Origin of the sequence: Agrobacterium sp. CGMCC 11546, from assembly GCF_013365515.1 — a bacterium.
In the GTDB taxonomy this organism is placed as follows: domain Bacteria; phylum Pseudomonadota; class Alphaproteobacteria; order Rhizobiales; family Rhizobiaceae; genus Agrobacterium; species Agrobacterium fabrum.
Genome location: NZ_CP047388.1, coordinates 1,779,070 through 1,802,441, shown reverse-complemented (window position 1 = coordinate 1,802,441; position 23,372 = coordinate 1,779,070). Strand labels below are relative to the sequence as shown.

Below are 23,372 nucleotides of genomic sequence, written 5' to 3'. Positions count from 1 at the left end.
CCGAATTCTCCTTTAACAACAGTGACGACGTGCCATTCGCAACCGCGAAGCGCGTCGTTTTCTGTTGCGGCGCGGCGAAGATGCACTATGGCGGCGGCACACGAAATCCAGTTTTTCCTGCCAAAAACACCTTGACAGATCGCATCCTTCACGATCACAAATAACCAAATGGTTACAAATTGCCATGTTTGACGGAAGCGGCCTTCGGGAAAAGGCCGCCTTGGGAGGAAATTCATGAAACGTATCGGCGTCATCATGCACGGCATTACCGGCCGCATGGGTTACAACCAGCATCTCGTGCGCTCCGTTCTCGCCATTCGCGATCAGGGCGGCGTGCTTTTGAAGAATGGTGAAAGGGTGATGCTCGACCCCATTCTGGTCGGCCGCAACGGTGCGAAGATCGAGGAAATCGCCAGAAAGCACAATGTCGCCCGCTGGACGACCGATATCGATGCGGCGCTCGCAAACCCTGACGACACGCTGTTCTTCGATGCCGGCACGACGCAGATGCGCGGCAGCCTGCTGGAGAAAGCCATCAAGGCCGGCAAGAACGTTTATTGCGAAAAGCCGATTTCCGACACGATGGAAGAGGCGCTGGCGATTGCCCGGCTGGCCGAAAGTGCGGGCATCAAGCACGGCGTCGTGCAGGACAAGCTGTTCCTTCCGGGCCTTCGCAAGCTTGCCATGCTGCGCGATAGCGGCTTTTTCGGCAAAATCCTCTCGGTGCGCGGCGAGTTCGGCTATTGGGTGTTCGAGGGCGACTGGCAGCCGGCGCAGCGCCCCTCCTGGAACTATCGCCTGAAAGACGGCGGCGGCATCATTCTCGATATGCTGTGCCACTGGCGTTATGTGCTCGACAATCTGTTCGGGCCGGTGAAATCGGTAAGCTGCCTTGGCGCGACCCATATTCCCGAGCGTTTCGACGAACAGGGCAAAGCCTATAAGGCGGATGCTGACGATGCGGCCTATGCCACTTTCGAGCTGGAGGGCGGCGCCATCGCCCACATCAACTCCTCCTGGGCGGTGCGGGTGCGCCGCGACGACCTCGTCACCTTCCAAGTGGATGGCACGCATGGTTCGGCAGTGGCGGGCCTGACCAAATGCTTTACCCAGCATCGCACCAACACACCAAAGCCGGTATGGAACCCCGACCAGCCGCAGACTATCGATTTCTACAAGACCTGGCAGGAAGTGCCGGACAATATCGTCTATGACAACGGCTTCAAGGCGCAGTGGGAAATGTTCGTGCGCCATCTCGTCGATAACGACCCGTGGCCCTATGGGCTGATGGAAGGCGTGAAAGGCGTGCAGCTTGCCGAACTGGGGCTGAGATCGTGGAAGGAGCGCCGCTGGCTCGACGTTCCCGCCATTTCGTAAGGAGGCGACAGTGAGCGAAATCAAGCTTCCAAAGGACGACCGCAGTATCGAGGTCTACCGGCTATCAGGCACGCCCGTCGCCGTTGAAAAACGAAGTGCCGCGGATTTCAACCGCGTCGCTTTCGCCGCCGCCCATGTGGTGGCCGATCCGTTTGCCGACAACGACCCGTGGCTGACGCCGGCCATCGACTGGGACGCGACCCTGCGCTTTCGCCACCGCCTGTGGGACCTCGGCCTCGGCGTTGCCGAGGCGATGGATACGGCGCAGCGCGGCATGGGGCTGGCCTGGCCGCAGGCGCAGGAGTTGATCTCCCGTTCGCTGAAGGAAGCGGCCAGCCGCAAGGATGCGCTGATTGCCTGCGGCGTCGGCACAGACCATCTTGATAGTGGCGGTTATGATCTAAACCAGATTATTGACTCTTATCTGGAACAGCTTGATTTTGTTCAGGGAGAAGGCGGTCGCGTTATCCTGATGGCGAGTCGCGCGTTGGCCGCTGCTGCCCGTTCCCCGGACGATTATCTCAAGTCTTATGCCAGGGTACTTTCCCGCGCCGAGCAGAAAGTGGTGATCCACTGGCTGGGCGAAATGTTCGACCCGGCGCTCAAGGGTTATTGGGGTTCCGGTGACCACATGGCCGCCATGGAAACCTGCCTCGCCATGATCGAGGAAAATGCCGAAAAGATCGACGGCATCAAGATTTCGCTTCTCTCCAAGGACAAGGAAATCGTCATGCGCCGCCGCCTGCCAGCAGGCGTGCGCATGTATACCGGCGACGACTTCAACTATGCCGAACTGATCGCCGGTGACGAACAGGGCCATTCGGACGCCCTGCTCGGCATCTTCGACGCCATCGCGCCGGCCGCTTCAAAGGCGCTCGCCAGCCTGAAGCGCGGTGCGGACAATGAGTTTTTCGATATTCTGGAGCCGACGGTGGCGCTGTCGCGCCATATCTTCAAGGCCCCGACCCGCTTTTATAAGACCGGCGTGGTGTTCCTCGCCTATCTCAACGGGTTGCAGGACCATTTCACCATGGTCGGCGGGCAGGAAAGCACCCGCTCCACCCAGCATTTCACTGAGCTTTTCCGGCTGGCGGACAAGGCCAATGTGCTGGCCGAGCCGGATCTCGCCACCCACCGCATGAAGGCGTTTCTGGCCGTCCGCGGCATCGGCTGAAAAAGAACGAGGGGAGATATCGATATGAGCCTTGAAGGCCTTTCCATCAATTTCGCCACCGTGCGCCAGGGCGGTGCTTTTGGTGCCATCGTTGATGCCTGCCTTGCGCATGGCATCACCGCCATTTCGCCCTGGCGCGAACAGGTGCACGGTGTCGGTCTCGCGGAAGCCGCCCGCATCGTCGAGCAGAACGGCCTGCGCCTCAGCGGCCATTGCCGCGGCGGCTTTTTCCCCGCTCCCGATGCCGATGGCCGCCGCCGCGCCATCGAGGACAATAAACGCGCCGTCGATGAAGCCGCCGCCATGAAGGCCGACTGCCTCGTGCTTGTCGTGGGTGGCCTGCCCGCCGGCTCGCGTGATCTGAAAGGCGCGCGGCAGATGGTGGAGGACGGCATGGCCGCGCTTCTGCCCTATGCCCGCGCCGCTGGCGTGCCGCTGGCCATCGAGCCGCTTCACCCCTTCTACGCTGCCGAGCGAGCCTGCATCAACACGCTGAAGCAATCGCTCGATCTCTGCGACCGGCTGGGAGCCGGCACCGGCGTTGCCATCGACGTCTACCATGTCTGGTGGGACCCGGAACTGGAGGAACAGGTGGCGCGGGCCGGCAGGAACGGGCAGATACTGGCGCATCACATCTGCGACTGGCTGGTGCCGACCACCGATCCCCTCAATGATCGCGGCATGATGGGCGACGGCGTGATTGACCTCAAGGCATTTCGCGCCATGATCGAGGCCGCCGGCTTCCACGGCCCGCAGGAAGTGGAAATCTTTTCGCATCGCTGGCAGGCGCGGCCAATGGACGAGGTTCTGTCCACCGTGGTCGAGCGTTTCAAGACTGTTTGTTGAGATATCCGGGAGAGAGACAATGCCTGAAAGGGTGAAACGCAAACGTTATGCGCTGGTCGGCACCGGCAATCGCGGCACCACCATGTGGGGCCGCGAACTTTTGGCCGGCTGGAGCGACTATGTCGAGCTGGTCGGCATTTGCGACCTGAACCTGATGCGCGCCGAACGCGCCCGCACCATGATGGGATCGAACGCGCCGCTTTACGACGATTTCGACCGGATGATGGTGGAGCAACGCCCGGAACTGGTGATCGTCTGCACCCCTGACGATACCCATGACGACATCATCATCCGTGCGCTGGAAGGCGGGGCTGATGTCATCAGCGAAAAACCCATGACCACCACCCCGGAAAAGATCGACCGCATTCGCGCAGCGGAAGCAAAGAGCGGCCGCCGCGTCGATGTGTCCTTCAACTACCGCTTTTCGCCGACAGCCGCCCACATCAAGGAACTGATCGATGACGGCGCCATCGGCACGGTTACCTCGGTCGATTTCCACTGGTATCTGGATAACCAGCACGGCGCGGACTACTTCCGCCGCTGGCACGCCTTCACCGAACATTCCGGCAGCCTGTTCGTGCACAAGGCCACCCACCATTTCGATCTTCTGAACTGGTATCTCGATTCCGACCCCGTGGAAGTGAAGGGTTTCGGGCAATTACTGCACTACGGCAAGAATGGCCCGTTCCGCGGAACGCGCTGTCGCACCTGTCCGCACAAGGATGAGTGCGATTATTTCATGGATCTCGGCGCAGATCCCTTCCTCGACGCCCTCTATGAAGATCCTTCGAGCATCGACGGTTATATGCGCGATGCCTGCGTTTTTCGCGAAGAGATCGATATTCCCGATACGATGAGCGCGTCGATCCGCTACGCCAGCGGCGTGCAGGTGTCCTATTCGCTCAACACTTATATGCCGATCGAGGGACACCACATCGCTTTCAACGGCCATAAGGGCCGCATCGAGATGCGCCAATATGAAAAGCAGCCCTGGACGGAGCCGCCGGCCGACGAAATCCTTGTGGTGAAAAGTTTCGGTGGTGGCGTCGAGCGCATTTGGGTGCCACATGAGCCGGGCGGTCATTATGGCGGCGATAACCGCATGCGCGACATGATCTTCAAGCCCGGCTCCAACGACCGGCTGCGGCAGCGGGCGGGATCACGCGCCGGCGCCATGTCTGTCCTCTGTGGCGTGGCGGCGCTGAAAAGCGCCCGCGATGGCGGCTCCCAGCCGATACAATCGCTGCCGCTCTGAGCGATTCTGGCCCGTGGCGTGTCAAACTGCGGGCCACAGATGGCAACTGCCAAAAAGAACAGACGATATTCCGCAGATTACGCGCTTCTTCCATGTCGGTAAAATGCTCACCGGGGGAAGAAAGAGTGAATCATGTCCAGTTTTGAATCCTTCGTTCCGCTCGTCATCATCGGCGTCAGCCTCTTCCTGTTTTTCAAATGGGTCGGACGCGATATGAACCGCGAAGAGAAGAAGCCGCGCACCCGTCGCTGACGCTGCCGCGCCGTGTCCAGTCTGCGTGGTTGCGGAACTTCACCCCCTTTTCGGCGTTTCCTGCCAAAGGAGAACGCCAATGACGCAGCAACAAAAACCGAAAACCGCCGACAAAAAGCCTTCGAAGGCAAGCGACATTCCGCCCGCCGGTCCGCATGCCAAACCCTCCCTTACCGACTACGAAAAGACCCCGGGCGCCGGTAGCCTGCCGGACGATGACAGCCGGGAGGTGACCCCTGGCGCGGGCTGAAAAACAGCTGCGCCGGACCATCTTGAAGCAAGATATTTTACTTATAAAACAGTTGGTTAAACCATCAAATGGGGAACGAACCCAATTTTCCGGGCCCGGTCATTGCAAAATCGAAAATTGTGCCTATATTTACCTTCATCGACCATTGCTTGTGACGTCGTTACCGGAACCTCGTGTTCCCCGTCGGATTTCCTCTCAAAAATCGATCTAATCCCGCAAGGTATCGCGGGAACCACAACGATTCTAAAAAGGAGATCGTTATGAACACTGGTACTGTAAAGTGGTTTAACGCCACCAAGGGCTTCGGCTTCATTCAGCCTGATAACGGCGGCACGGACGTTTTCGTTCACATTTCTGCTGTTGAGCGCGCTGGCATGCGTTCGCTGAACGACGGCCAGAAGATCAGCTATGAGATCGTTCAGGACCGCCGGTCCGGAAAAAGCTCTGCCGATAACCTTCAGGCAGCTTGATATTCGTCATTTTGGCCCCGCAGACCACGGATGTACTGGCTGCAGGTGCAAATGACTGTGAGAGGTCGGGTAAAAGCCCGGCCTTTTGTTTTTGGGCCATGGAGGTCCTTAATGCGCAAAAATCCCTATCGTTGTGGCGATGACGTGTTTTTGAAGTCAGGGGTCCTCGGCAATACCCAGCCCGACGGCCCAGGCCGGATCACGTCAGTCATGCCCGAAGCGCAGGGAACGGTTCGTTACAGGGTACGTTTCCAGCATGAGAATTTCGAGCGCAGCGTCGCGCTCGATGACATTGATGCGCAGATGTCGACGGCATCGCGGCCAGGCAAAGGCGAAAGCCATGCACCACGCGAAACCGGTTCGAGCTGGATCAATCTGAATACGATCAAAATCAGAAAATAGCGGCATCGGCTGCTTAAAGGAGATATTCTTGCAAGTACTCGTCAGAGACAACAATGTAGAGCAAGCCCTTCGCGTCCTGAAAAAGAGAATGCAGCGTGAAGGCATTTTCCGCGAGATGCGCGCCCGGGAATCCTATGAAAAGCCATCGGAAAAGCGCGTTCGCGAACAGGCCGAGGCTGTGCGCCGCCACCGCAAGCTGGAAAAGAAGAAAATGCAGCGCGAAGGCCTGCTGCCAGCGCCCAAAAAGGCCGTCCGTACCCGGTAACTGTTCGATACCGCTCTTCCGTGAAGGAGAACTGCCATGGCCGCGACAAAAGAAGCTTTTTTCAAGCCCGGCAAACTATCCGCGCAGGACAAAGCATCATTGACCGATAGCGCGGCAAAGCAGATCATCAACGCCGAAGCCGACCTGCGCGCTCGCAAGACAGAGCGCCTTCGCCAGCTTCGCGAGGCACAGGAAGCGACTATTGTCGTCGCCGAACCGGTGCCCGCGAAGAAGCGATCCGGCAAGAAATAGCGGGCGGTTTTTTACCGCCCCCCGGTTAACTCAGGAGGACGATATCATGGCTAAGGGTCAAGTACGCAGTAACAAGGAAGTCCGCAAACCGAAGAAGGACAAGACGAAAACACCTGCCGCGGCGCCAGCCGGTTCGCAGGTGAAGTTCGCAAACGCCACGGCAGCGGATGGCAAAAAGAAGTAGGGCACGGCATCGACCGGCAAGTCACGACAATAAAAGTATCATTATGGATGCCGGACTTGTTTTGGCCACATTGCCCTACTAGATAGTTTTTATAGCAACTGCTGGTGAGCGCGAATGAAATTGTCGTTCGCAGTTGTTTTGTCGCTTCAGACTTTTGACCACGGATGTACTGGCACTGGTGTTAAGAGCGATATGAGGAAGGTCGGTGCAATATTGCCCCGGCCTTTTTTGTTGCCTGCAGAGGTGACATTTTAGATATCCCTTTTGCCTGCGCCACCTTCGGAATTGCCTTGCCTATTCCACCCAAAGGGCGCACTCTTCCTCATCGATCATTGACTGGCGTTGCCGCTGTCAGGCCTCTATGGCGTACCCCAGCCCTGGCTCTGTCCCTTTTCGTCGACCGGCAGTAACTTCCGGCATTTACATGACATTGCGTTACGGCACGGAAAGGGAATCGTTCCCTGTCGACGTCTGTCTTTTGAAGCGTTGAAGCGTCACGGCACACCTGCCCGGCGCTGCGGCTTTTGTGAACCCCACAAGAAAGGAGGGCGTCATGTCTTCCACTTTTCAAAACTGCATCATCACGTCGCAGGACCTCAATATGCTCCAGTGCGTGCTGGAAGGTCTCGGCTATGAGCGCGACAGCATGGATGACGATGCCATGCTCTATAACAATGCCGCCCGCAAGGTGATTGAGCTTTTTCAGGATGGTTTTACAAACCCCGCGGATATTTCAGAGGAAATGCTGTTTCTGTTCGGCGTTCACAAACATGAGCGTGTCAGAGCGTGGAAACCGCTACCGCGTTACGCCATCCAGGGCCTGCCGCCCCTGTACCGGTGATTATGGTGCCAGACGCTCGCGGCCAACCCGCGATTGAGCCGTCAAAATCACTGATGAAAATAGCGGCTTGGCAAAAGCCGTATATCAGGCAACACTGAAGTTGGGCGTCCCGCGCGCGATCAGGCGCGCCAGGGGTGCCTGGGAATGGACCAATGCTTCAGGCTGAATGCGCAACCATGACCGGTCTGCGTTAAGCCCGAACGGTTACATACCGGCGTAGCGTCTGCGTGGAGGGTGAGTATGACGTATGACTGGAGCGGCCGCAGGATGCGGCGCATGCGAGCGGCAAAACTGACGATCATCAGCCTCGTCGCAGCCTTCGTGCTGACGGCTCCGATTTTCGCCCATATTTGAGATCGCCATATTTGAGATCGACAGTCCGCCCGCTGGACTAGACCGGCTGGCGGATTTCCGCGCGTTTTCTCAGACGCTTCTTCAGCCATTTCTGAACGGGTTGATCATAATAGACCGTCAGCCACCATGACAGGCAGGTTACGGTAACGAGGAAAACCATCCCGGCCGGCAGGGCGATCGTTTCCCGCGTGGCCGCCGGGACCAGAAACTCCGTCCAGGCCAGAAGCGGAATATGCAGCACATAGACCGCGTAAGATGCCGTGCCGAGAAACACCGATACCGCCCCTACCTTTGGGCCCGGTACGGTCTTGCTGGCCACAAACAGCAGCAGCGGCCAGACGATCAGCACAACGACGAGATCGAAAAACGGCCGCAACGCGCTTGACATGGGCACTGCGAGGATGAAGCAAACCAGCAGCAGGCAAAGGCCGGCCTGAACCGGCTTCAAAACCGGTACGCGGTTGCGGAAACGGTAGATCAGCACGCCGGCAAAAAACGAGAAAAATACCCGACCCATGCCAGCATACATTTCATGCCAGCGGAAACCCGCATGCAGCTTGCCGAATTCCGCCGCCGCCACCATCAGCACGACGGCGCTGACGGCGAGCACCAAAACCGTCTGTTTCATTGTCGCGCGCGCACCCCAGCGGGCATAAACCGCATTCACCACCAGTTCGTTGAACAGCGACCATGCCGGGCTGACCAGAAACAGCGCGCCGTTCAGGGTGAGTGTGAAGGGCGCGGGCAGGAACAGAAGTCCTGTGACAAGAGCGAAAGCCAGCTCGCCGGGATCAATGAGACGATGCAGATCATCGATCGGCGTCGGCAGGCCCAGCACGTAAAGGCAGATGAAATAGGCCGCCATCAGCGCCAGCGCCAGCACATAGAGTGGATAAAGACGGGCAAAGCGAGCCTTCAGGAAAAAGCCCGGCGTGATTGTCCCCTCATATAGTTTCTTGCCATAGGCATGGGCCAGCACGAAGCCGCTGAGCGCAAAAAACAGGTCCACGGCAAGATAGCTCGAGGCCGGGTCCCGTCCGAAAAACTGTTCGGCATGGCGGTGAACGATAAAAAGCGCAGCCACACCCCTTATGCCGTCAAGCAGGATGAAACGTTCCGGGGGTGACTGGATCATGGCATTGGGGCTCGGTGACACTGGATTCCGGTTATATCGCAAAAACGAGGTTTATCCCGCAGCGGTTCATTTCTTCCAGTCACAAACCGTTCAGCGCAACCCGGATTCTATCGGCGCCGCGTTTATATCACCATTTCCGGCAAGTATCCGGCTTCAGCGGGCCAGAAGCAGGCTTTCCGCATAGGCCATCATCAGCGGCCCGACACCCTTTGCATCGTCGGATACGACCGGCTCCGTCAGATAATAGTCCGGCGTTCCATCTCGATAATTACCGTCGAAACCGCCGAGCCCGGCGACATGCACGATGCCGGTTAGCCGCGCGACGCCCTGCTCATCCAGCTCGAGGCGCGTTTCCAGAAGTGCGGCAAGCGCCTGGCGACCAGCAGAAAGGGCAGCCTTCGCGTCTTCACCCCGCAAGAGCCCCAGCCGGGCCGCACGCAGCAGGGCATAAGCGAACATGGCGGAGGCGGATGTTTCCGCATAATTGCCGGCAAGGCCCGGATTGTCGAGCACCTGCATCCAGAGACCGGCCTGCGTCTGCCGTGCAATGATACCATCCAGAAGACGTCGCGTCCTCTCGCGAAGCTCGGCCGTCGCACTGTCGTCCGGCAAGATGACCAGCGCATCCACCAGCGCCATGGCAAGCCAGCCCACCGCCCGCGCCCAGATGGCCGGTGATTTGCCGCTCGCAGGATTAGCCCAGCGCTGGTTGCGGCTCTCGTCATAACCGTGAACGTATAGACCACCAGCATCCGCCGTCAGCGCAAGTGCCGCTGAAAACTGACGCAACGCATCCTCGATCAGCTCCGGGCGGCCCGTCGTCTGACCATATTCGATCTGGAATGGCAGCCCCATATAGAGGCCATCGAGCCAGACCTGATGCGGATACCGCTTCTTGTGCCAGTAATTGCCGGCATTGGTGCGTGGGTGACTGTGGAGCTGGCCCGCCAGATGCCCCGCTGCCGCCAGATAGCGTGCATCCCCGGTTTGCGCCGACAGGGGAAAGAGAATGCGTCCGGCAAGGATATGGTCGATATTATATTCCTGCGGATCATAACCGGCGAGCGTTCCATCCGCACCGATCTGGAGATCGGCCAGACGGTGCAAATGGTCGTTCCATCGAGCCTCGCCCGTCGCCTCGAGCAGCCGCTGCAGACCGCGATAGACACAGCCATCCTCATAACACCAGCTGCCGCCTTTGTAGTGTTTGTATCGGCTAGAGAATTGATCAAAATATTCAGTGGCTTTCATGGCTTTTCTCAATCGAAATCTGACAAAATGGAAACGGGGGCGTCATTCAGAAGCGCCGGATCATCGCAGACGACATCCGCCTGCTCGAAGACGATCGCCTCATGGCGCATGGGGCGCACGCGGTCGGCCATGATCGGCGGCGTCGCAACAGCCGAAGGATCATGCGAGACGATGGTGAGGTTGCGGACAACGATGTTGCGGATGGGAGCCTCCGGCAGACCGAGAAAGACACCTGCCGCATGGGCGAGATTGCGGATTTCGACATCTTCCACGGTGATGCCGTCGACGAACGGCGTGCCGTCATTGACCGGCGCCGGGTTTCGCGACTGCACCCAGTCATCATGCCCATCGGCATCACAATGATAATGGGCGTTGGCGGAAAGTGCAGTCTGCACACCGTCCAGCAACACCCGGCGCATGGTGATGTTGCTGACGATACCGCCGCGACCGCGCCGCGTCTTGAGACGCAGGCCGCGATCCGTGCCGATCATGTCGCAATCTTCCACCGTCACATCATGGACCCCGCCGGACATTTCCGAACCGATGACCAGCCCGCCATGGCCGCGTTGCATCAGGCAATGGCGCACGCTGATACCGCGTGTCTCCGCCAAATGATCGTCCTCACCATCAGGCCCGCGTTTTCCCGCCTTCACCGCGATGCAGTCATCACCCACCGAAAAGCGCACGCCTGATATCATCACGTTGCGGCAGCTTTCGGGGTTGAAACCATCGGTATTGGGACTGTCATGCGGCGCAATGATGGTGAGGCCGGCGGCCGTCAAATCCTCGCAGCCCTGCGGATGGATCGTCCACGAGGCGGCATTGCGGATCGTAAAACCCAGAAGCTGTGTTTTACGGCAGGAAACGAGATGAAGGCCGCGCGGCCGGCGCGCGCCGTCACGGGTTTCCTTCGGCCAGCTCCACCAGTCGCCCTTGTCGCCGGAGCCATCCAGGATACCCCTGCCCTCGATCACGAGATTATCCGCTCCGATGGCATCAACAGGCGCGGCGAAACAGGCATCCGGTAATCCCTCCCAGCTGCCAAGCATGCGCCCGGCCTCATCGCGAGCGGGCAGGATCGGCCAACTATTACGGACGGATGGCGCACGCAGCACGGCGCCTTCCGCCAGGTGCAGCGTCATCTCGCTTTTCAACCGCACCGGAAAGGCCGTCCAGACACCGGGGCCCAGACGCAGGGTGCCGCCAGCCGGCACGGCGGCGACAGCGTTTTCGAGCGCCGTCGCATTGGCGCGCGCACCTTCTTCATCGTCAAGCGCAATATCCGGGCGTAGGGAAAACGCTGTGGCTTCGACGAGCCCGGCACAGGGCGCGGTTCTGAATTCCAGACTGCCGAACCCCTCGGCTTCGAAGACATAGCGCGTATCCGGGCGCAGATCATGCAGCAGCGTCACGACGGTCGTAGCTTCGCCCTGCTGACCATCGCCAACCGGCGAGGACAGATGCCATGCCGTTTGTGCCGGCAGGTGATAGCGCGCATCTGGTGCGGCAAGGCAAAGTGCTGCCGTTCGCGCCGAAAGCGCGATGATAAGGGGTTCGTTCATGCTCTCTTCTCGTCTTTCACGCCTGTCCGGCCAATCTCGGCCATGCAGCCTATCACCCGGTGGCCGCAAAAATGGCCCCGCCGCAAGTTGCGCGGCGGGACCGTTTGTTTCAGTCGAACTTGGCCAGAACATCGTTGGTCGTATCGATGATCTGCTCGGCCGCCTCTTCCGCCGTCAGTTGGCCATAGGCATATTCCTCCAGCGTATCGATGAAGCCCGAGCGGATTTCCGGATGTTCATTGAAGGGCGATACCACTGGACCCGATGCCGCCATGACGATGGCATTGGCAGCGCGCACTTCCGGCTCACCCTTGTTGCCCAGACGCTCCGCCGCAGCCTTTGACGCAGGCAGGCCACGCGAGGTGCCGAGTGCATCGATACCCTCCGGTTCGTTCAGCAGGCAGTTCAGGATTTGCGCGGCCGCTTCCGGGTTCCTCGAGTTTTTCGAGATCGAAAACACCATGGAGGGTTTGCGATAGACGCCTTCGGTTACCGCATCTGCAAGCTTCAGCATCGGCACGGGTTTCAGAACCTGCCCTTCCTTCAGGGGATCGGCGTATTTCGAATAGGTCGAATCCCATTCGTAGGAGCCGGCAATGCGGCCCTCGGACCATGACGGTTTTTCATAAAGGTTGACGTTACCATCAGCCGCTTCCTCTTTCTGGGAGCGGATGGAGCCGGTCTCCACCAGCTTGCCGACAAAGGAGATGCCCTCAGCCAGTTCCGCCGGTGTCCAGGCGACACGGTTGGTCTTCGGGTCGACCAGATCCTTGCCGGTCTTCTGCACGACGGCCAGCGTCACCAGAAGCTGGGCAGTCTCCTTCACGGCATTGAAGGTATAGTGGTCCTTGCCGAGCTTTTCCTTGATGGTCTTCGTTGCGGCGAAGAATTCGTCCCATGTCTTCGGAATTTCGACGCCCGCCTTTTCAAACGTGGTGGCGTTGAAGAAAAAGACGCGGCCGGTGGTGGAAACGGAAAGCCCCTGTAACACACCGTTCATCGACCCCGCCTCCAGATCGCTCTCGGCCCATTGCGAAAGATCGAGCGGCTTTAGCTGACGCAGATCAGCAAAACCATCGCCGTTCTTGGAAAACAGCGGCAGCCACGGCCAGTTGACCTGAACGATATCGGCCTCCGTCTTGCCCGCCATCTGCGTGGTGAGCTTTTCGAGATACCCGTCGAAGCCGGTGAATTCACCCTTGACTGTATGGCCATATTTCTCGCCGCAGGCGGCAATTGCCTTCTGGGTGGCGACATGACGGCTTTCACCGCCCCACCACGACATGCGCATTTCGGCAGCGCCGGCGGCCGGGGCAGTTGCCATCGCCACATAGGCGGCACCGGCAAGCATCGCCATCATTCTTGTCATCATCTTCATTGTTGTTCTCCTCCTCGAAAAATCAGGCATGCCCGTCCCCTCCTCACAGCGAGACGTTGCGGCCATCGGCCTTGTCGAAAATATGCAGCTTCTCCGGGTCCGGTTTCAGCCGCAGGATGCCGTCGCGCCCGAGCGCCTCGAATTCCGCCGCACCCACGACACTCACCAGCTTCTGGCCACCGAGATCGGCGTGCAGATAGACCTCGTGCCCCATGAATTCCGCATTGGTGAGTTTCGCCTCCAGCGCCGGACCATCGGCTTCCCCCGCCAGCGAAAGATGCTGCGGGCGGATACCGATGACGGCGTCCGACGTTCTGGCCGATAACCGCTGTTCCAGATGCGCACCGATCGACAGACGCTGTCCGCCAATGACGAATTCCGCGCCTTCGATGGCCACATCCACCAGGTTCATTTCCGGCATGCCGATGAAACCGGCCACGAACAGATTGGCAGGGCGGTTATACAGCTCCTTCGGAGTAGCAACCTGCATGATGCGGCCCGCCTGCATGACGCAGATACGGTCGCCCATGGTCATGGCTTCCGTCTGGTCGTGGGTGACGTAAATAACCGTCGAGGACAGGCCTTCCGCCTTCAGCTGACGATGCAGATCGGTGATCCGCACCCGCATGGAGGCACGCAGCTTGGCGTCGAGATTGGACAGCGGCTCATCGAACAGAAACACGCTCGGCTTCTTGATGAGCGCGCGGCCCAGCGCAACACGCTGCGCCTGCCCACCGGAAAGCTGCTTCGGCAGCCGGTCGAGCAGCGGTTCGATTTCGAGAATGCGCGCGACATTATCGATTGCCTTTTCGATCTCGGGTTTGGCGACACCGGCGATCTTGAGGCCGAAGGCCAGATTGCCGCGCACCTTCATATGCGGATAAAGCGCATAATTCTGGAACACCATGGCAATGGAGCGCTTGCCGGGTGGCAGGTCGTTGACGCGCTGGTCGCCGATCAGGATTTCGCCGCCGGTGATTTCCTCCAGCCCTGCCACCATGCGCAGCGTCGTGGATTTGGCGCAGCCGGAAGGGCCGACAAACACCATGAACTCGCCATCCTCGACATCGAGATTGATGCCGTGCACGGCCTTGAAGCTGCCGCCATAGACTTTTTCGAGATTTCTAAGTTGAACGCTTGCCATTTTCAGCCCTTGACCCCGCCAGACGAGATCCCTTCAATGAAATACCGTTGCGCCGCGAAGAACACGATCAGCGCAGGCGCGATCGTCAGCACCGACATCGCCAGGATGCGGTTCCATTCAAAGGCTTCGGTGGTGTCGATGGAGAGTTTGAGCGCAAGGCTCACCGGATATTTGTCGACCGAGGACAGGTAGATCAGCGGTCCCAGAAAGTCGTTCATCGTCCACATGAACTGGAACAGGCAGACCGAAATCAGCGCCGGCGCCAGCATCGGTACGACGATGTAGATGAGTGTCTGCAGGCTGTTGGCGCCATCCACCCGGGCGGCCTCTTCCATATCCGACGGCAGCGAGCGCAGGAACTGCACCAGCATAAAGACGAAGAAGGCATCACCGGCAAAAGCCGAGGGCACCCAGAGCGGCAGGAAACTGTCCAGCCAGCCGAGATCGCGGAACAGGATATATTGCGGAATGCGGGTGACGACATTCGGCAAGAGCAGAATGGCGATGACCGAGCCGAACAGGATTTTCTTCAGCGGAAAATCGAAGCGGGCAAAGGCATAGGCCGCCATGGTGCAGGAAATCGCCGTGCCGATGACCTTCGGCAGGATGATCAGGAACGAATTCCAAAAGAACCGGCCGAATGTATAGGGCGTCGAGGTTTGCCAGCCGCGGATATAGCCGTCCAGCGTGGGATTTTCGGGGATGAAGCCGGCACCGGAGAAGATTTCCGAATTGGTCTTGAAACTCGCGCCCACCAGCCAGATCAGCGGATAAAGCATGACGAGGCCGACCGCGAAGAGAAGCACGTAGCGCACAGAGGTGGAGAGCAGCCTGAGCCTTGCCCGGCGGGCCGCCTGCATGTCGTTGAGGGTTGCGATATCGGTCATGGCATCAATTCCGCTTGTCGCCGGCGTAATAGACCCACTTCTTCGACGACCAGAAGGCGACGAGGGTCAGCACGGTGATGATGGTGAAGAGCACCCAGGCAATGGCGGAGGCATAACCCATGTTGAACTTCTTGAAGGCCTCGTCATAGATGTAGAGAGGCAAGAGGTAAGTGGACTTCAGCGGCCCGCCCTGGGTGATGATGTAAGGACCGTTAAACTCCTGAAACGCCTGGACCATCTGCATGATGAGGTTGAAGAAGATCACCGGTGTCAGCAAGGGAAGCGTGATGAAGAAGAAGGTCTTTACCTTGCCCGCGCCATCGATGGCGGCCGCTTCATAAAGCGACTTGTCGATGGATTGCAGCGCGGCGAGGAAGATCACCATGGCCGAACCGAACTGCCAGCAGCGCAGCAGCGTGATGGTGAAAAGCGCATTGCCCGGATCGCCGAACCAGTCGACTGGTGACAGGCCGATTGCCGCCAGCGCCATGTTGGCCAGCCCTTCGCTCGCGAAGATATAACGCCACAGAACGGCAATCGCAATCGAGCCGCCGAGGATGGATGGCACATAAAAGGCAGTGCGGAAGAAGTTGATGAATTGCAGCTTGTAATTGAGGATCGCCGCAATGAAGAGGGCAAAAGCAAGCTTCAGCGGCACCGTCAGGAACACGTAGAACAGGGTGACGTTCAGCGACTTCATGAAGGTGCGGTCGCGGGTGAACAGCCGTTCGTAATTGGCAAGCCCAGCCCATGTGGGATCGCTCATCAGGTCGTAACGGGTAAAGCTGAGATAAAGGGAGCCAAGGAAAGGGATTGCGGTAAAGACCAGCAGCCCGACGATATAGGGCGTCAGATATCCCAGCCCCAGGAAGCGCTGGGATTTCATGATGCGCCTCCCCGCGCCCCGATGGGACGCGAATGACAGAATTCAATTTCGTACAAGTGATTCTCCCGGAACAATCGGCGACGGGCGCATAAAAGCGCAATGTCACGTCGCGACCGTTCTCCTCCCTCATTGATACGGCGCGTAAATGCGATTTATACGGTGACAAAACCAAATTTCCGCGCCAAGGTGAATTAACAAAGATGAGGAAAAAGATGGACGAAATCGAAGGTGGCATTCTGTCATCCGTTCCGCCCGCGGCGCTCAACCTCAATCTCACGCGCGCGACGATCAAGATGGAGCATTCGCGCACCTGGCAGATCGACAAATCCAACCCGGTGGATGACCTCATTATCTGTCTGGAAGGGCGCGGGCATTATCTCGTGGATGGCGAAGCGCGGGTGCTGGAGCCGGGTGACGCCATGCTGATTTTCAGGGGGCAGCGCTTCGTCGGCTGGAACGAACAGGCCGTGACCTATCGCGGCGTGGCGCAGCACTTCAACCTCGATATTTACGGCCGCCACAACCTGATCGCGCAGATGGACCTGAAACCAAAGGTGAGGCTGAGCCGCTGGCCGTTGCTGGAGCCGCTGGTTCGCCACTACCGGCAGAGTGCCCCGCCCTCCTCCGTGACACTCGGCCAGCACCATCTTTTCATGGTGCTGCTGATTGCCTTTATTGACGATGCCTTTCTCGGATGGGTGGACCGCCCGAGTTTCCAGCCGGAGGGCACGGAAGGCCTCGACCTTGCGGTGATGAAGGCGATCACGATGATTTCGGCCAATCCGCTCGACCCTGAAATTGCCGGCAGGGCGACCGATGCAGCCCCCTATAATCGCGATTATTTCCTGCGGGAATTCCAGAAGCGGGTCGGTCGGACGCCGCGCAAATACCAGGAATTCAAGCGTATGGAACGCGCCATGCATTTTCTCGAGGCGGGGCTTTCGGTCTCGGCAGCCGCCGCCGAGGTGGGGTATGGCGACCCCTATTATTTCTCACGGATGTTCAAGCGTACATTGGGCTTAAGTCCGCGCGACCACATGAACCGGATACGCCGCAGCCGGCACGGCAATCTCATGGCGTTTGACGAACACGAACAGCAAAGGCTGCTTGCCGCTGAAATGGAAAAGGCCCCGGCATAGCGGGGCCTTCTCGTTTGCAAGCTCGGGAATTACCGGAACAGTGACGGCAACCACAGGGACAGCGACGGAATATAGGTAACAGCCAGCAGCACGGCGATACTGGCGCCGAAGAACGGCCAGATCGTCCGCATCGCCTCCCGTATCGTGATGCCGCCCACTGCGCAGCCGACAAAGAGCACCGTTCCCACCGGCGGCGTGTTGAGGCCGATACCGGCGTTCAGGATCATCACCACGCCGAAATGCACGGGGTCGATGCCGAAGGCCTTCACGACAGGCAGAAGCACCGGCGTGGAGATGATGACCATCGGCGCCATATCCATGAAGGTGCCGAGCAGCAGCAGGATGACGTTGATGACGAGCAGCACGATGATCGGATTGTCCGAAATCGCGCTGATTGCCGCAATCATCAACGTCTGAACCTGCAGAAAGGCCATCAGCCAGCCGAAGGATGCCGCCGTGCCGATGACCAGCAGGACCATGGCCGTGGTGCGGACCGCACCCATGACCGCTTCCACAAAACCGTCCCAGTTCAGCTCGCGATAGACCAGCATGGCGACGAGGAAAGCATAAAGCACGGCGATGCACGAGCTTTCCGTCGCGGTGAATATGCCCGAACGCACACCGCCAAAGATGATGCCGATCAGCAGGATGCCGGGGAACGAGGCCAGCAGATAATACATCAGCTTGGAGAAACCCGGGAACGGCTCGGACGGATAACCCTTGCGCCGGGCGACGATATAGGCCGTCACCATCAGCGCCGCAGCAAGCAGAAAGCCGGGGATGATGCCGGCGGTGAAGAGATCGGCCACCGAGACATTGCCACCCGCCGCGATCGAATAGAGGATCATGTTGTGCGAAGGCGGGATCATCAACGCGATGATGGCGGCATTGACGGTGACATTGACGGCATAGTCCCTGTCATAACCGCGCTTGGCCATTTGCGGGATCATCAAACCGCCGACTGCCGAAGCATCGGCGACGGCCGAACCGGAAATGCCGCCGAACAGGGTCGAGGCCACGATATTGACCTGGCCAAGACCGCCACGCAGGTGCCCGACGAGACCGGCGGCAAACCGGATGAGGCGATGGGCGATGCCGCCACGCACCATCAGGTCCCCTGCGAAAATGAAGAACGGGATCGCCATCATCGCAAAGACATTCATGCCGGAATTCATCTGCTGGAACACCACGATGGGCGGCAGGCCGAGATAAAGAACCGTGGCGAAGGAGGCGATGCCGAGGCAGAATGCGATCGGCGTTCCGATCAGCATCAGCAGGGTGAAGACACCGAAAAGAATGGTGTAAGCCATTTATGCGGCCTCCTGCACGATGACGTCAGCCGCGATATCCTCGCCGATGGCAAGATCGGCGAAACGTTCCGCTGCAAACAGCGCGATGAGGAAACCACCACCGATCAGCGGGAAGAAATCCGTCCCGCCCGGCCAGCCGAGAACCGGAATGGTCGCCGTCCAGGTGCCCATGGAAAGCGAGGTGCCATACCAGGCCATGCCCGCGCCGAAGAAGAAGATCAGCGCAAGGCTCGTCAGGTCCATGCCCTTCTGCACGCGCGGCGACATCATATAGCGCAGAATATCGAGCCCGAGATGCACGCTTTCGCGCACGCCGACGGCTGCCCCCAGCATGATGAACCAGGACATGAGGTGCAGCGACAGCGGCTCCGACCAGCTCGGTGAATCATTGAGGATATAACGGGCAAAGACCTGCCAGCCGACGATAAGCGTCATGGCGATCATGCCGATACCGGCAATATAAAGCGACGCGCGGCTGAGCGCGCCGAGAAAAGGGCGGATTGCCCGCATGAAATTTCGCATTGTCTGTTCCTCCCGCATCAACGGCAACAAAAGAAAACCGGCCCTGTTTCCAGGGCCGGTTTTCCGCGTGTTACTTGACCGCTTTCACCCGTTCCAGAAGGTCTTTCATCTTCGGATCGGTGACGAACTTGTCGTAGACCGGACCCATCGCCGCAGCGAATTCCTCCTTGTTGACCTTGATGACGTTGGCGCCACCGGCGCGGACTTTTTCTTCCGACGCCTTTTCGCGGGCACTCCAGAGTTCGCGCATCTTGCCGACCGAATCCTTGGCCGCCTGGCGCAGCAGCTTCTGGTCTTCCGGCGAGAGCTTGTCATAGGAGATCTTGGAAATAACGAGGATTTCCGGGTTGAGGGAATGTTCCGTCAGCGAGTAGTTTTTTGCGACCTCATAGTGGCGGGCAGATTCGTAGGACGGCCAGTTGTTTTCGGCACCGTCGACGACACCGGTTTCCAGCGAGGAATAGACCTCGCCCATCGGCATCGGCGTCGGGTTGGCACCAAAGGCCTGCATCATCGAAATCCACAGATCCGACTGCTGCACGCGGATTTTGAGACCCTTCAGGTCCGCCAGTTTTTCGATGGGTTTTTTGGTGGTGTAGAAGGAACGCGCACCGGAATCGTAAAAGGCAAGACCGATGAGGCCGTGCGGTTCGAAGGCCGCAAGAACTTCATCACCGATCGGGCCATCAACGGTGTTATGCATGTGCTCCGTCGAACGGAACAGGAAAGGCAGGCCGAGAACGGTGGTTTCCTTGACCAGATTGTTGAAGGGGGCGGCGTTGACGCGGTTCATGTCGATGACGCCGAAGCGGGTCTGCTCGATGGTGTCCTTCTCGCCGCCGAGAACGGAATTGTTCATCACCTGTATCTTGATGCGGCCCTTGCTGCGCTCAGCCAGCAACTCACCCATATATTTCACGGCCTCGACGGTCGGATAACCATCCGGGTGGATATCGGCGGAGCGCAGGGTGATTTCCTGTGCGCTGGCGGAAACACCTGACAGCGCGATCCCCATCGCGACGCACATCATGCTTGCAATCTTTTTCATGTTTTCCTCCTCCATTGTTGAAACGACCCAGCCCCTCCAAGGCTATCGGACCGATTTTTTGACGCCCATCCGGGCCGGCATGCAAAGTCCTTTCACGTGACAAGGATGATGGGGCCTCCCTTTCCCAACCATCCCTTTTAAAACTAGGCCGCGTTGACCGGTGACAGCTTGAACAGCGCTTCCGGGTTTTCGACCAGCGCCCGATGACGCGCCGCCTCATCCGGCAGCCAGCCGAGCGTCAGTTCCGCAAGACGGGCATCGTCGGGATAGGCCGCCGTCTCGCGCACCGAATTATGCGGCCAGTTGGTGCCCCAGACGATGCGCTCCGGCGCATGGGCGGCGATCACCCGCGAAAAGGCGGCGACATCGGCATAGGGCCAGCTTTCGCGGGAGCTTTCATAAACGCCTGCGAATTTGAACCAGAGATTGCCGCGGTCGATGAGCTTCAAAAGCGCCGCCATTTCCGGCCCATCCGTCCTGATGCCCTTGAAGAACTTGCCGTGATGATCGAACACCCAGCGGGAACGGATTTTCTGAAGGCGCGGCAGATGATCGAGAAGACCGTTGCCGTCGAACTGCACTGCCACCATCCAGTCGGCCGCATATGCCCGCTCGTCCACCGCGTCCAATTCGGACAGGTTCACCGCGCCGCCCGGCAAATCCATGATACGCGCGCCGACCGTACCGGCGGCGGTGAGCTTTTCCATGTCCTTTTCGGTCGTGGTCGCATCGATGATGACAACGGCGTGGGCCGCCTCGCCCATTTCGGCAACGCAAGCCAGTGTGTTGCCATTATCGCGCTGATGGGCGTTGCCCTGCGTGATGATGACCCGGTCTATGCCGAGCCATTGCATGAGGCGACGATAATCCTCCGGCCCCGGCAGAGCGCCCGGCGGCAGGCCAGGACCACCCGGCAAGGCAGGATAGCCGGGCAGATACATGTGCATCTGCGTATCCACCGCGCCTCTCGGAAAGGCGGGGTTCGGCGCTGTGCCGCTCAGTTTTCTGACGAGTTCGCTCATGGGTCTGGCATCCTGAATTCAGTCAATGCATCGCGGTTGATCTCGATGCCGAGGCCGGGACCATCGGGTATGGTGACAATGCCGTTCACGGCTTCGAGAGGCTCACGCAGCACGGCCTGGCGGAACGGATTATGGGTGCGGTCAAATTCCATGATCGGCTCAATGGGGTTCACGCGCACCGGGTCAGGCGTCATCGCCGCCATGAATTGCAACGCGGCGGCAATCTGCACGCCGGTGCCCCAGACATGCGGCACGATGCGCACGCCGTGAAGTGTCGCCAGCGTGGCGATCTTCTGTATTTCGGAAAATCCGCCGCAGCCGCAGAGATCGGGCTGGAGAATATCCACGGCACCGGCGGAAAGCGCCTGCCACATGCCATAACGCCCGTGCCAGGTCTCGCCACCCGCAACCGGGATCGGCTGGCCGGCCCGCACCCGGGCATAGGCATCAAGCTGTTCCGGGACAACCGGCTCCTCGAACCAGTCGATGCCGAATCCGGCGGCACGGTTGCCGAGCGTGATGGCCTCGGTGACGGTATAACCGTGATTGGCGTCGATCATCAGCCGCATATCCGGCCCGATCGCCTCACGCACCGCGGCAATGACCCTGAGGTCTTCTTCGATACCGAAACCGATCTTGATCTTGCAGGCGTGAAAACCCTCCGCCCGGCGCTCCGCCATCTCGGAGGCATTGTCGGAGACGCGATCCACCTTGTCGCGCTTGAAGCTGCCGGTGGCATAGGCGCGCACGCTTTCGCGCCAGCGCCCGCCAAGCAGCATCGAGATGGAAGCGCCGTAATGCTTGCCCTTGATATCCCAGAGCGCGATATCGATACCGGACAAGGCCGTGAGGCTGAGGCCGCGCTGGCCCTGATCGCGCAGGGCATTATAAAGCACGGCCCAGATCTTTTCGGTCTGGCGCGGATCCTGGCCGATGAGCCAGCCTGAGTAAGCCTGAACCACAGCCGCGTTGGGCCTTGCCGGGCCGAGGCATTCGCCCCAGCCGACGGTCCCGTCGTCGCATTCGATCTCCACCAGAACATGGGCCCGCCGGTCGAAGCGCATGGATGCGCTTTCAAACGGCGTGTCCAGCCGGTGTTCGAGCAGATGCGTGCGCACCGCCGTGATTTTCATGGCTCCCCTCCCGTTTTACCCGTGATCAGGCTTTGCGCTTGTGTGTGCCGATCAGGGCTTCGAGCATGCCGATTTCCTCATTCGTCAGATCCTTCAGCGGCGCGCGCACCGGACCGGCGTTGAAGCCCTGCAGGCGAACACCGGCCTTGACGGCGGAGACGGCATAACCCTTGGCGCGGTTACGGATCGCCATGAACGGATAGAAGAAATCAACGAGAATGCGTTCGCAGGTGGCGCGCTCGCCGGCACGCAGGGCGGCGTAGAACTCATTGGCAAGACCCGGCACGAAGTTGAACACGGCCGAGGAATAGGTGGTGAAACCAGCGCCGAGATAGGCTTCGGCAAACAATTCCGCCGTCGGCATGCCACCGAGATACATCAGACGGTCACCCATCTTGGCGGTGATCTGGCGCACGAGGCCGATATCGCCGGTGCCATCCTTGAAGCCGACGAGGTTCGGGCATTCGTCGCAAAGACGCGCCAGCGTATCGGCCTGCAGCACGGAATTGTCACGGTTATAAACCATCACGCCGATGCCAACCGACTGACAAACCTTCTTGATGTGGGCGTAAAGCCCTTCCTGCGGCGCATCGATGAGGTAATGCGGCAGAAGCAGGATACCATCGGCACCGACCTTTTCGACGGAGCGGGCGATATCGACGGCGATCTCGGTGCCGTAACCACAGCCGGACACGATGGCCGTTTCGCCGGCCACGTCCTTGGCGGCGGCAACGATGGTGGGGATTTCATCCGGCTTCAGCGAGAAGAACTCGCCCGTGCCGCCAGCGGCAAATAGCACCGGAGCCTTGTATCCGGCAAGCCATTCGACATGCTCCCTGTAGCTATCGGCCGCAAAACGACCCTCGGCATCGAAATGGGTGACCGGGAAAGACAAAAGACCGGAGCCGAGCGCCGTCTTGATTTGTTCAGGGTTCATCATCGAAATTCCTCTGCAAGTTCACTGACTGAAAGCCACCTAAACCGCTTGCCGTATATTTGTCAACAAGTCATCATACAAGTTATATGATGAATT

Annotated in this window: 25 protein-coding genes; 12 read left to right on the top strand and 13 right to left on the bottom strand. The window is 59.3% G+C overall.

Annotated elements, in window-relative coordinates:
- Nucleotides 1-234 precede the first annotated feature (234 nt).
- The 11 genes from GSF67_RS22795 (at nt 235) to GSF67_RS22745 (ending at nt 7,568) form a co-directional block, all read left to right on the top strand.
- Nucleotides 235-1,377, top strand: coding sequence for a Gfo/Idh/MocA family protein (locus tag GSF67_RS22795; protein WP_006311885.1), 1,143 nt, complete (start codon nt 235-237; stop codon nt 1,375-1,377).
- A 10-nt stretch (nt 1,378-1,387) separates the two neighbouring features.
- Entirely contained in the window at nt 1,388-2,551 is a 1,164-nt protein-coding gene (locus GSF67_RS22790; RefSeq protein WP_006311884.1) for a dihydrodipicolinate synthase family protein, read from the top strand.
- Between the two features lie 24 nt (nt 2,552-2,575).
- Nucleotides 2,576-3,397 (top strand): sugar phosphate isomerase/epimerase, encoded by an 822-nt coding sequence (locus GSF67_RS22785; RefSeq protein WP_006311883.1) that lies wholly within the window; start codon nt 2,576-2,578, stop codon nt 3,395-3,397.
- Between the two features lie 19 nt (nt 3,398-3,416).
- Nucleotides 3,417-4,652, top strand: coding sequence for a Gfo/Idh/MocA family protein (locus GSF67_RS22780; RefSeq protein WP_006311882.1), 1,236 nt, complete (start codon nt 3,417-3,419; stop codon nt 4,650-4,652).
- A 331-nt stretch (nt 4,653-4,983) separates the two neighbouring features.
- Nucleotides 4,984-5,154, top strand: a complete 171-nt coding sequence (locus tag GSF67_RS22775; protein WP_006311880.1) for a hypothetical protein — start codon at nt 4,984-4,986, stop codon at nt 5,152-5,154.
- 260 nt (nt 5,155-5,414) lie between these two features.
- Complete coding sequence (locus GSF67_RS22770; protein ID WP_003508146.1) at nt 5,415-5,624, top strand: cold-shock protein; 210 nt, start codon at nt 5,415-5,417, stop codon at nt 5,622-5,624.
- A gap of 111 nt (nt 5,625-5,735) precedes the next feature.
- The gene (locus GSF67_RS22765; RefSeq protein WP_006311879.1) at nt 5,736-6,026 is read left to right on the top strand and encodes a cold-shock protein; all 291 of its coding nucleotides are present in this window, start codon (nt 5,736-5,738) and stop codon (nt 6,024-6,026) included.
- Between the two features lie 28 nt (nt 6,027-6,054).
- Nucleotides 6,055-6,291, top strand: a complete 237-nt coding sequence (rpsU, locus tag GSF67_RS22760) for a 30S ribosomal protein S21 (protein ID WP_010972776.1) — start codon at nt 6,055-6,057, stop codon at nt 6,289-6,291.
- A gap of 36 nt (nt 6,292-6,327) precedes the next feature.
- Complete coding sequence (locus tag GSF67_RS22755) at nt 6,328-6,543, top strand: hypothetical protein (protein ID WP_006311877.1); 216 nt, start codon at nt 6,328-6,330, stop codon at nt 6,541-6,543.
- A 46-nt stretch (nt 6,544-6,589) separates the two neighbouring features.
- On the top strand, nt 6,590-6,727 hold the full coding sequence (locus GSF67_RS22750; protein ID WP_006311876.1) for a hypothetical protein: 138 nt from the start codon (nt 6,590-6,592) through the stop codon (nt 6,725-6,727).
- Nucleotides 6,728-7,280: 553 nt separating this feature from the next.
- A complete protein-coding gene (locus GSF67_RS22745) occupies nt 7,281-7,568 on the top strand; it encodes a hypothetical protein (RefSeq protein ID WP_006311875.1) in 288 nt (95 codons plus the stop codon).
- A 391-nt stretch (nt 7,569-7,959) separates the two neighbouring features.
- On the opposite strand, the gene GSF67_RS22740 is transcribed toward GSF67_RS22745, so the two are convergent.
- The 7 genes from GSF67_RS22740 to GSF67_RS22710 form a co-directional block, all read right to left on the bottom strand.
- Nucleotides 7,960-9,057 (bottom strand): acyltransferase, encoded by a 1,098-nt coding sequence (locus GSF67_RS22740; RefSeq protein WP_006311873.1) that lies wholly within the window; start codon nt 9,055-9,057, stop codon nt 7,960-7,962.
- A 153-nt stretch (nt 9,058-9,210) separates the two neighbouring features.
- Nucleotides 9,211-10,308, bottom strand: coding sequence for a glycoside hydrolase family 105 protein (locus tag GSF67_RS22735; RefSeq protein WP_006311872.1), 1,098 nt, complete (start codon nt 10,306-10,308; stop codon nt 9,211-9,213).
- An 8-nt stretch (nt 10,309-10,316) separates the two neighbouring features.
- Nucleotides 10,317-11,870, bottom strand: a complete 1,554-nt coding sequence (locus GSF67_RS22730) for a glycoside hydrolase family 28 protein (RefSeq protein ID WP_006311871.1) — start codon at nt 11,868-11,870, stop codon at nt 10,317-10,319.
- 109 nt (nt 11,871-11,979) lie between these two features.
- Nucleotides 11,980-13,248, bottom strand: a complete 1,269-nt coding sequence (locus GSF67_RS22725; protein WP_006311870.1) for an ABC transporter substrate-binding protein — start codon at nt 13,246-13,248, stop codon at nt 11,980-11,982.
- A 43-nt stretch (nt 13,249-13,291) separates the two neighbouring features.
- Nucleotides 13,292-14,392 carry an ABC transporter ATP-binding protein gene (locus GSF67_RS22720; protein ID WP_006311869.1) on the bottom strand — a complete coding sequence of 367 codons (1,101 nt, stop codon included), beginning with the start codon at nt 14,390-14,392 and terminating at the stop codon, nt 13,292-13,294.
- Nucleotides 14,393-14,394: 2 nt separating this feature from the next.
- Entirely contained in the window at nt 14,395-15,279 is an 885-nt protein-coding gene (locus GSF67_RS22715; protein WP_006311868.1) for a carbohydrate ABC transporter permease, read from the bottom strand.
- Nucleotides 15,280-15,283: 4 nt separating this feature from the next.
- The gene (locus GSF67_RS22710; RefSeq protein ID WP_006311867.1) at nt 15,284-16,165 is read right to left on the bottom strand and encodes a carbohydrate ABC transporter permease; all 882 of its coding nucleotides are present in this window, start codon (nt 16,163-16,165) and stop codon (nt 15,284-15,286) included.
- Nucleotides 16,166-16,377: 212 nt separating this feature from the next.
- Here GSF67_RS22710 and GSF67_RS22705 point away from each other — a divergent pair, with 212 nt between their 5' ends.
- Nucleotides 16,378-17,304 (top strand): AraC family transcriptional regulator, encoded by a 927-nt coding sequence (locus tag GSF67_RS22705; RefSeq protein ID WP_035214960.1) that lies wholly within the window; start codon nt 16,378-16,380, stop codon nt 17,302-17,304.
- A gap of 29 nt (nt 17,305-17,333) precedes the next feature.
- Here GSF67_RS22705 and GSF67_RS22700 read toward each other — a convergent pair whose 3' ends face one another.
- The 6 genes from GSF67_RS22700 to kdgD form a co-directional block, all read right to left on the bottom strand.
- Nucleotides 17,334-18,614 (bottom strand): TRAP transporter large permease, encoded by a 1,281-nt coding sequence (locus GSF67_RS22700; protein ID WP_006311865.1) that lies wholly within the window; start codon nt 18,612-18,614, stop codon nt 17,334-17,336.
- The gene (locus tag GSF67_RS22695) at nt 18,615-19,136 is read right to left on the bottom strand and encodes a TRAP transporter small permease (RefSeq protein WP_006311864.1); all 522 of its coding nucleotides are present in this window, start codon (nt 19,134-19,136) and stop codon (nt 18,615-18,617) included.
- Nucleotides 19,137-19,206: 70 nt separating this feature from the next.
- Nucleotides 19,207-20,184, bottom strand: a complete 978-nt coding sequence (locus tag GSF67_RS22690) for a TRAP transporter substrate-binding protein (protein WP_010972787.1) — start codon at nt 20,182-20,184, stop codon at nt 19,207-19,209.
- A gap of 143 nt (nt 20,185-20,327) precedes the next feature.
- Nucleotides 20,328-21,206 (bottom strand): D-galactarolactone isomerase, encoded by an 879-nt coding sequence (locus tag GSF67_RS22685; protein WP_006311862.1) that lies wholly within the window; start codon nt 21,204-21,206, stop codon nt 20,328-20,330.
- Nucleotides 21,203-22,339, bottom strand: a complete 1,137-nt coding sequence (locus GSF67_RS22680) for a D-galactarolactone cycloisomerase (protein WP_006311861.1) — start codon at nt 22,337-22,339, stop codon at nt 21,203-21,205. The genes GSF67_RS22685 and GSF67_RS22680 overlap by 4 nt, the downstream gene beginning before the upstream one ends.
- Nucleotides 22,340-22,364: 25 nt before the next feature.
- Nucleotides 22,365-23,276, bottom strand: a complete 912-nt coding sequence (gene kdgD, locus GSF67_RS22675; RefSeq protein ID WP_035214989.1) for a 5-dehydro-4-deoxyglucarate dehydratase — start codon at nt 23,274-23,276, stop codon at nt 22,365-22,367.
- Between the last annotated feature and the right edge of the window lie 96 nt (nt 23,277-23,372).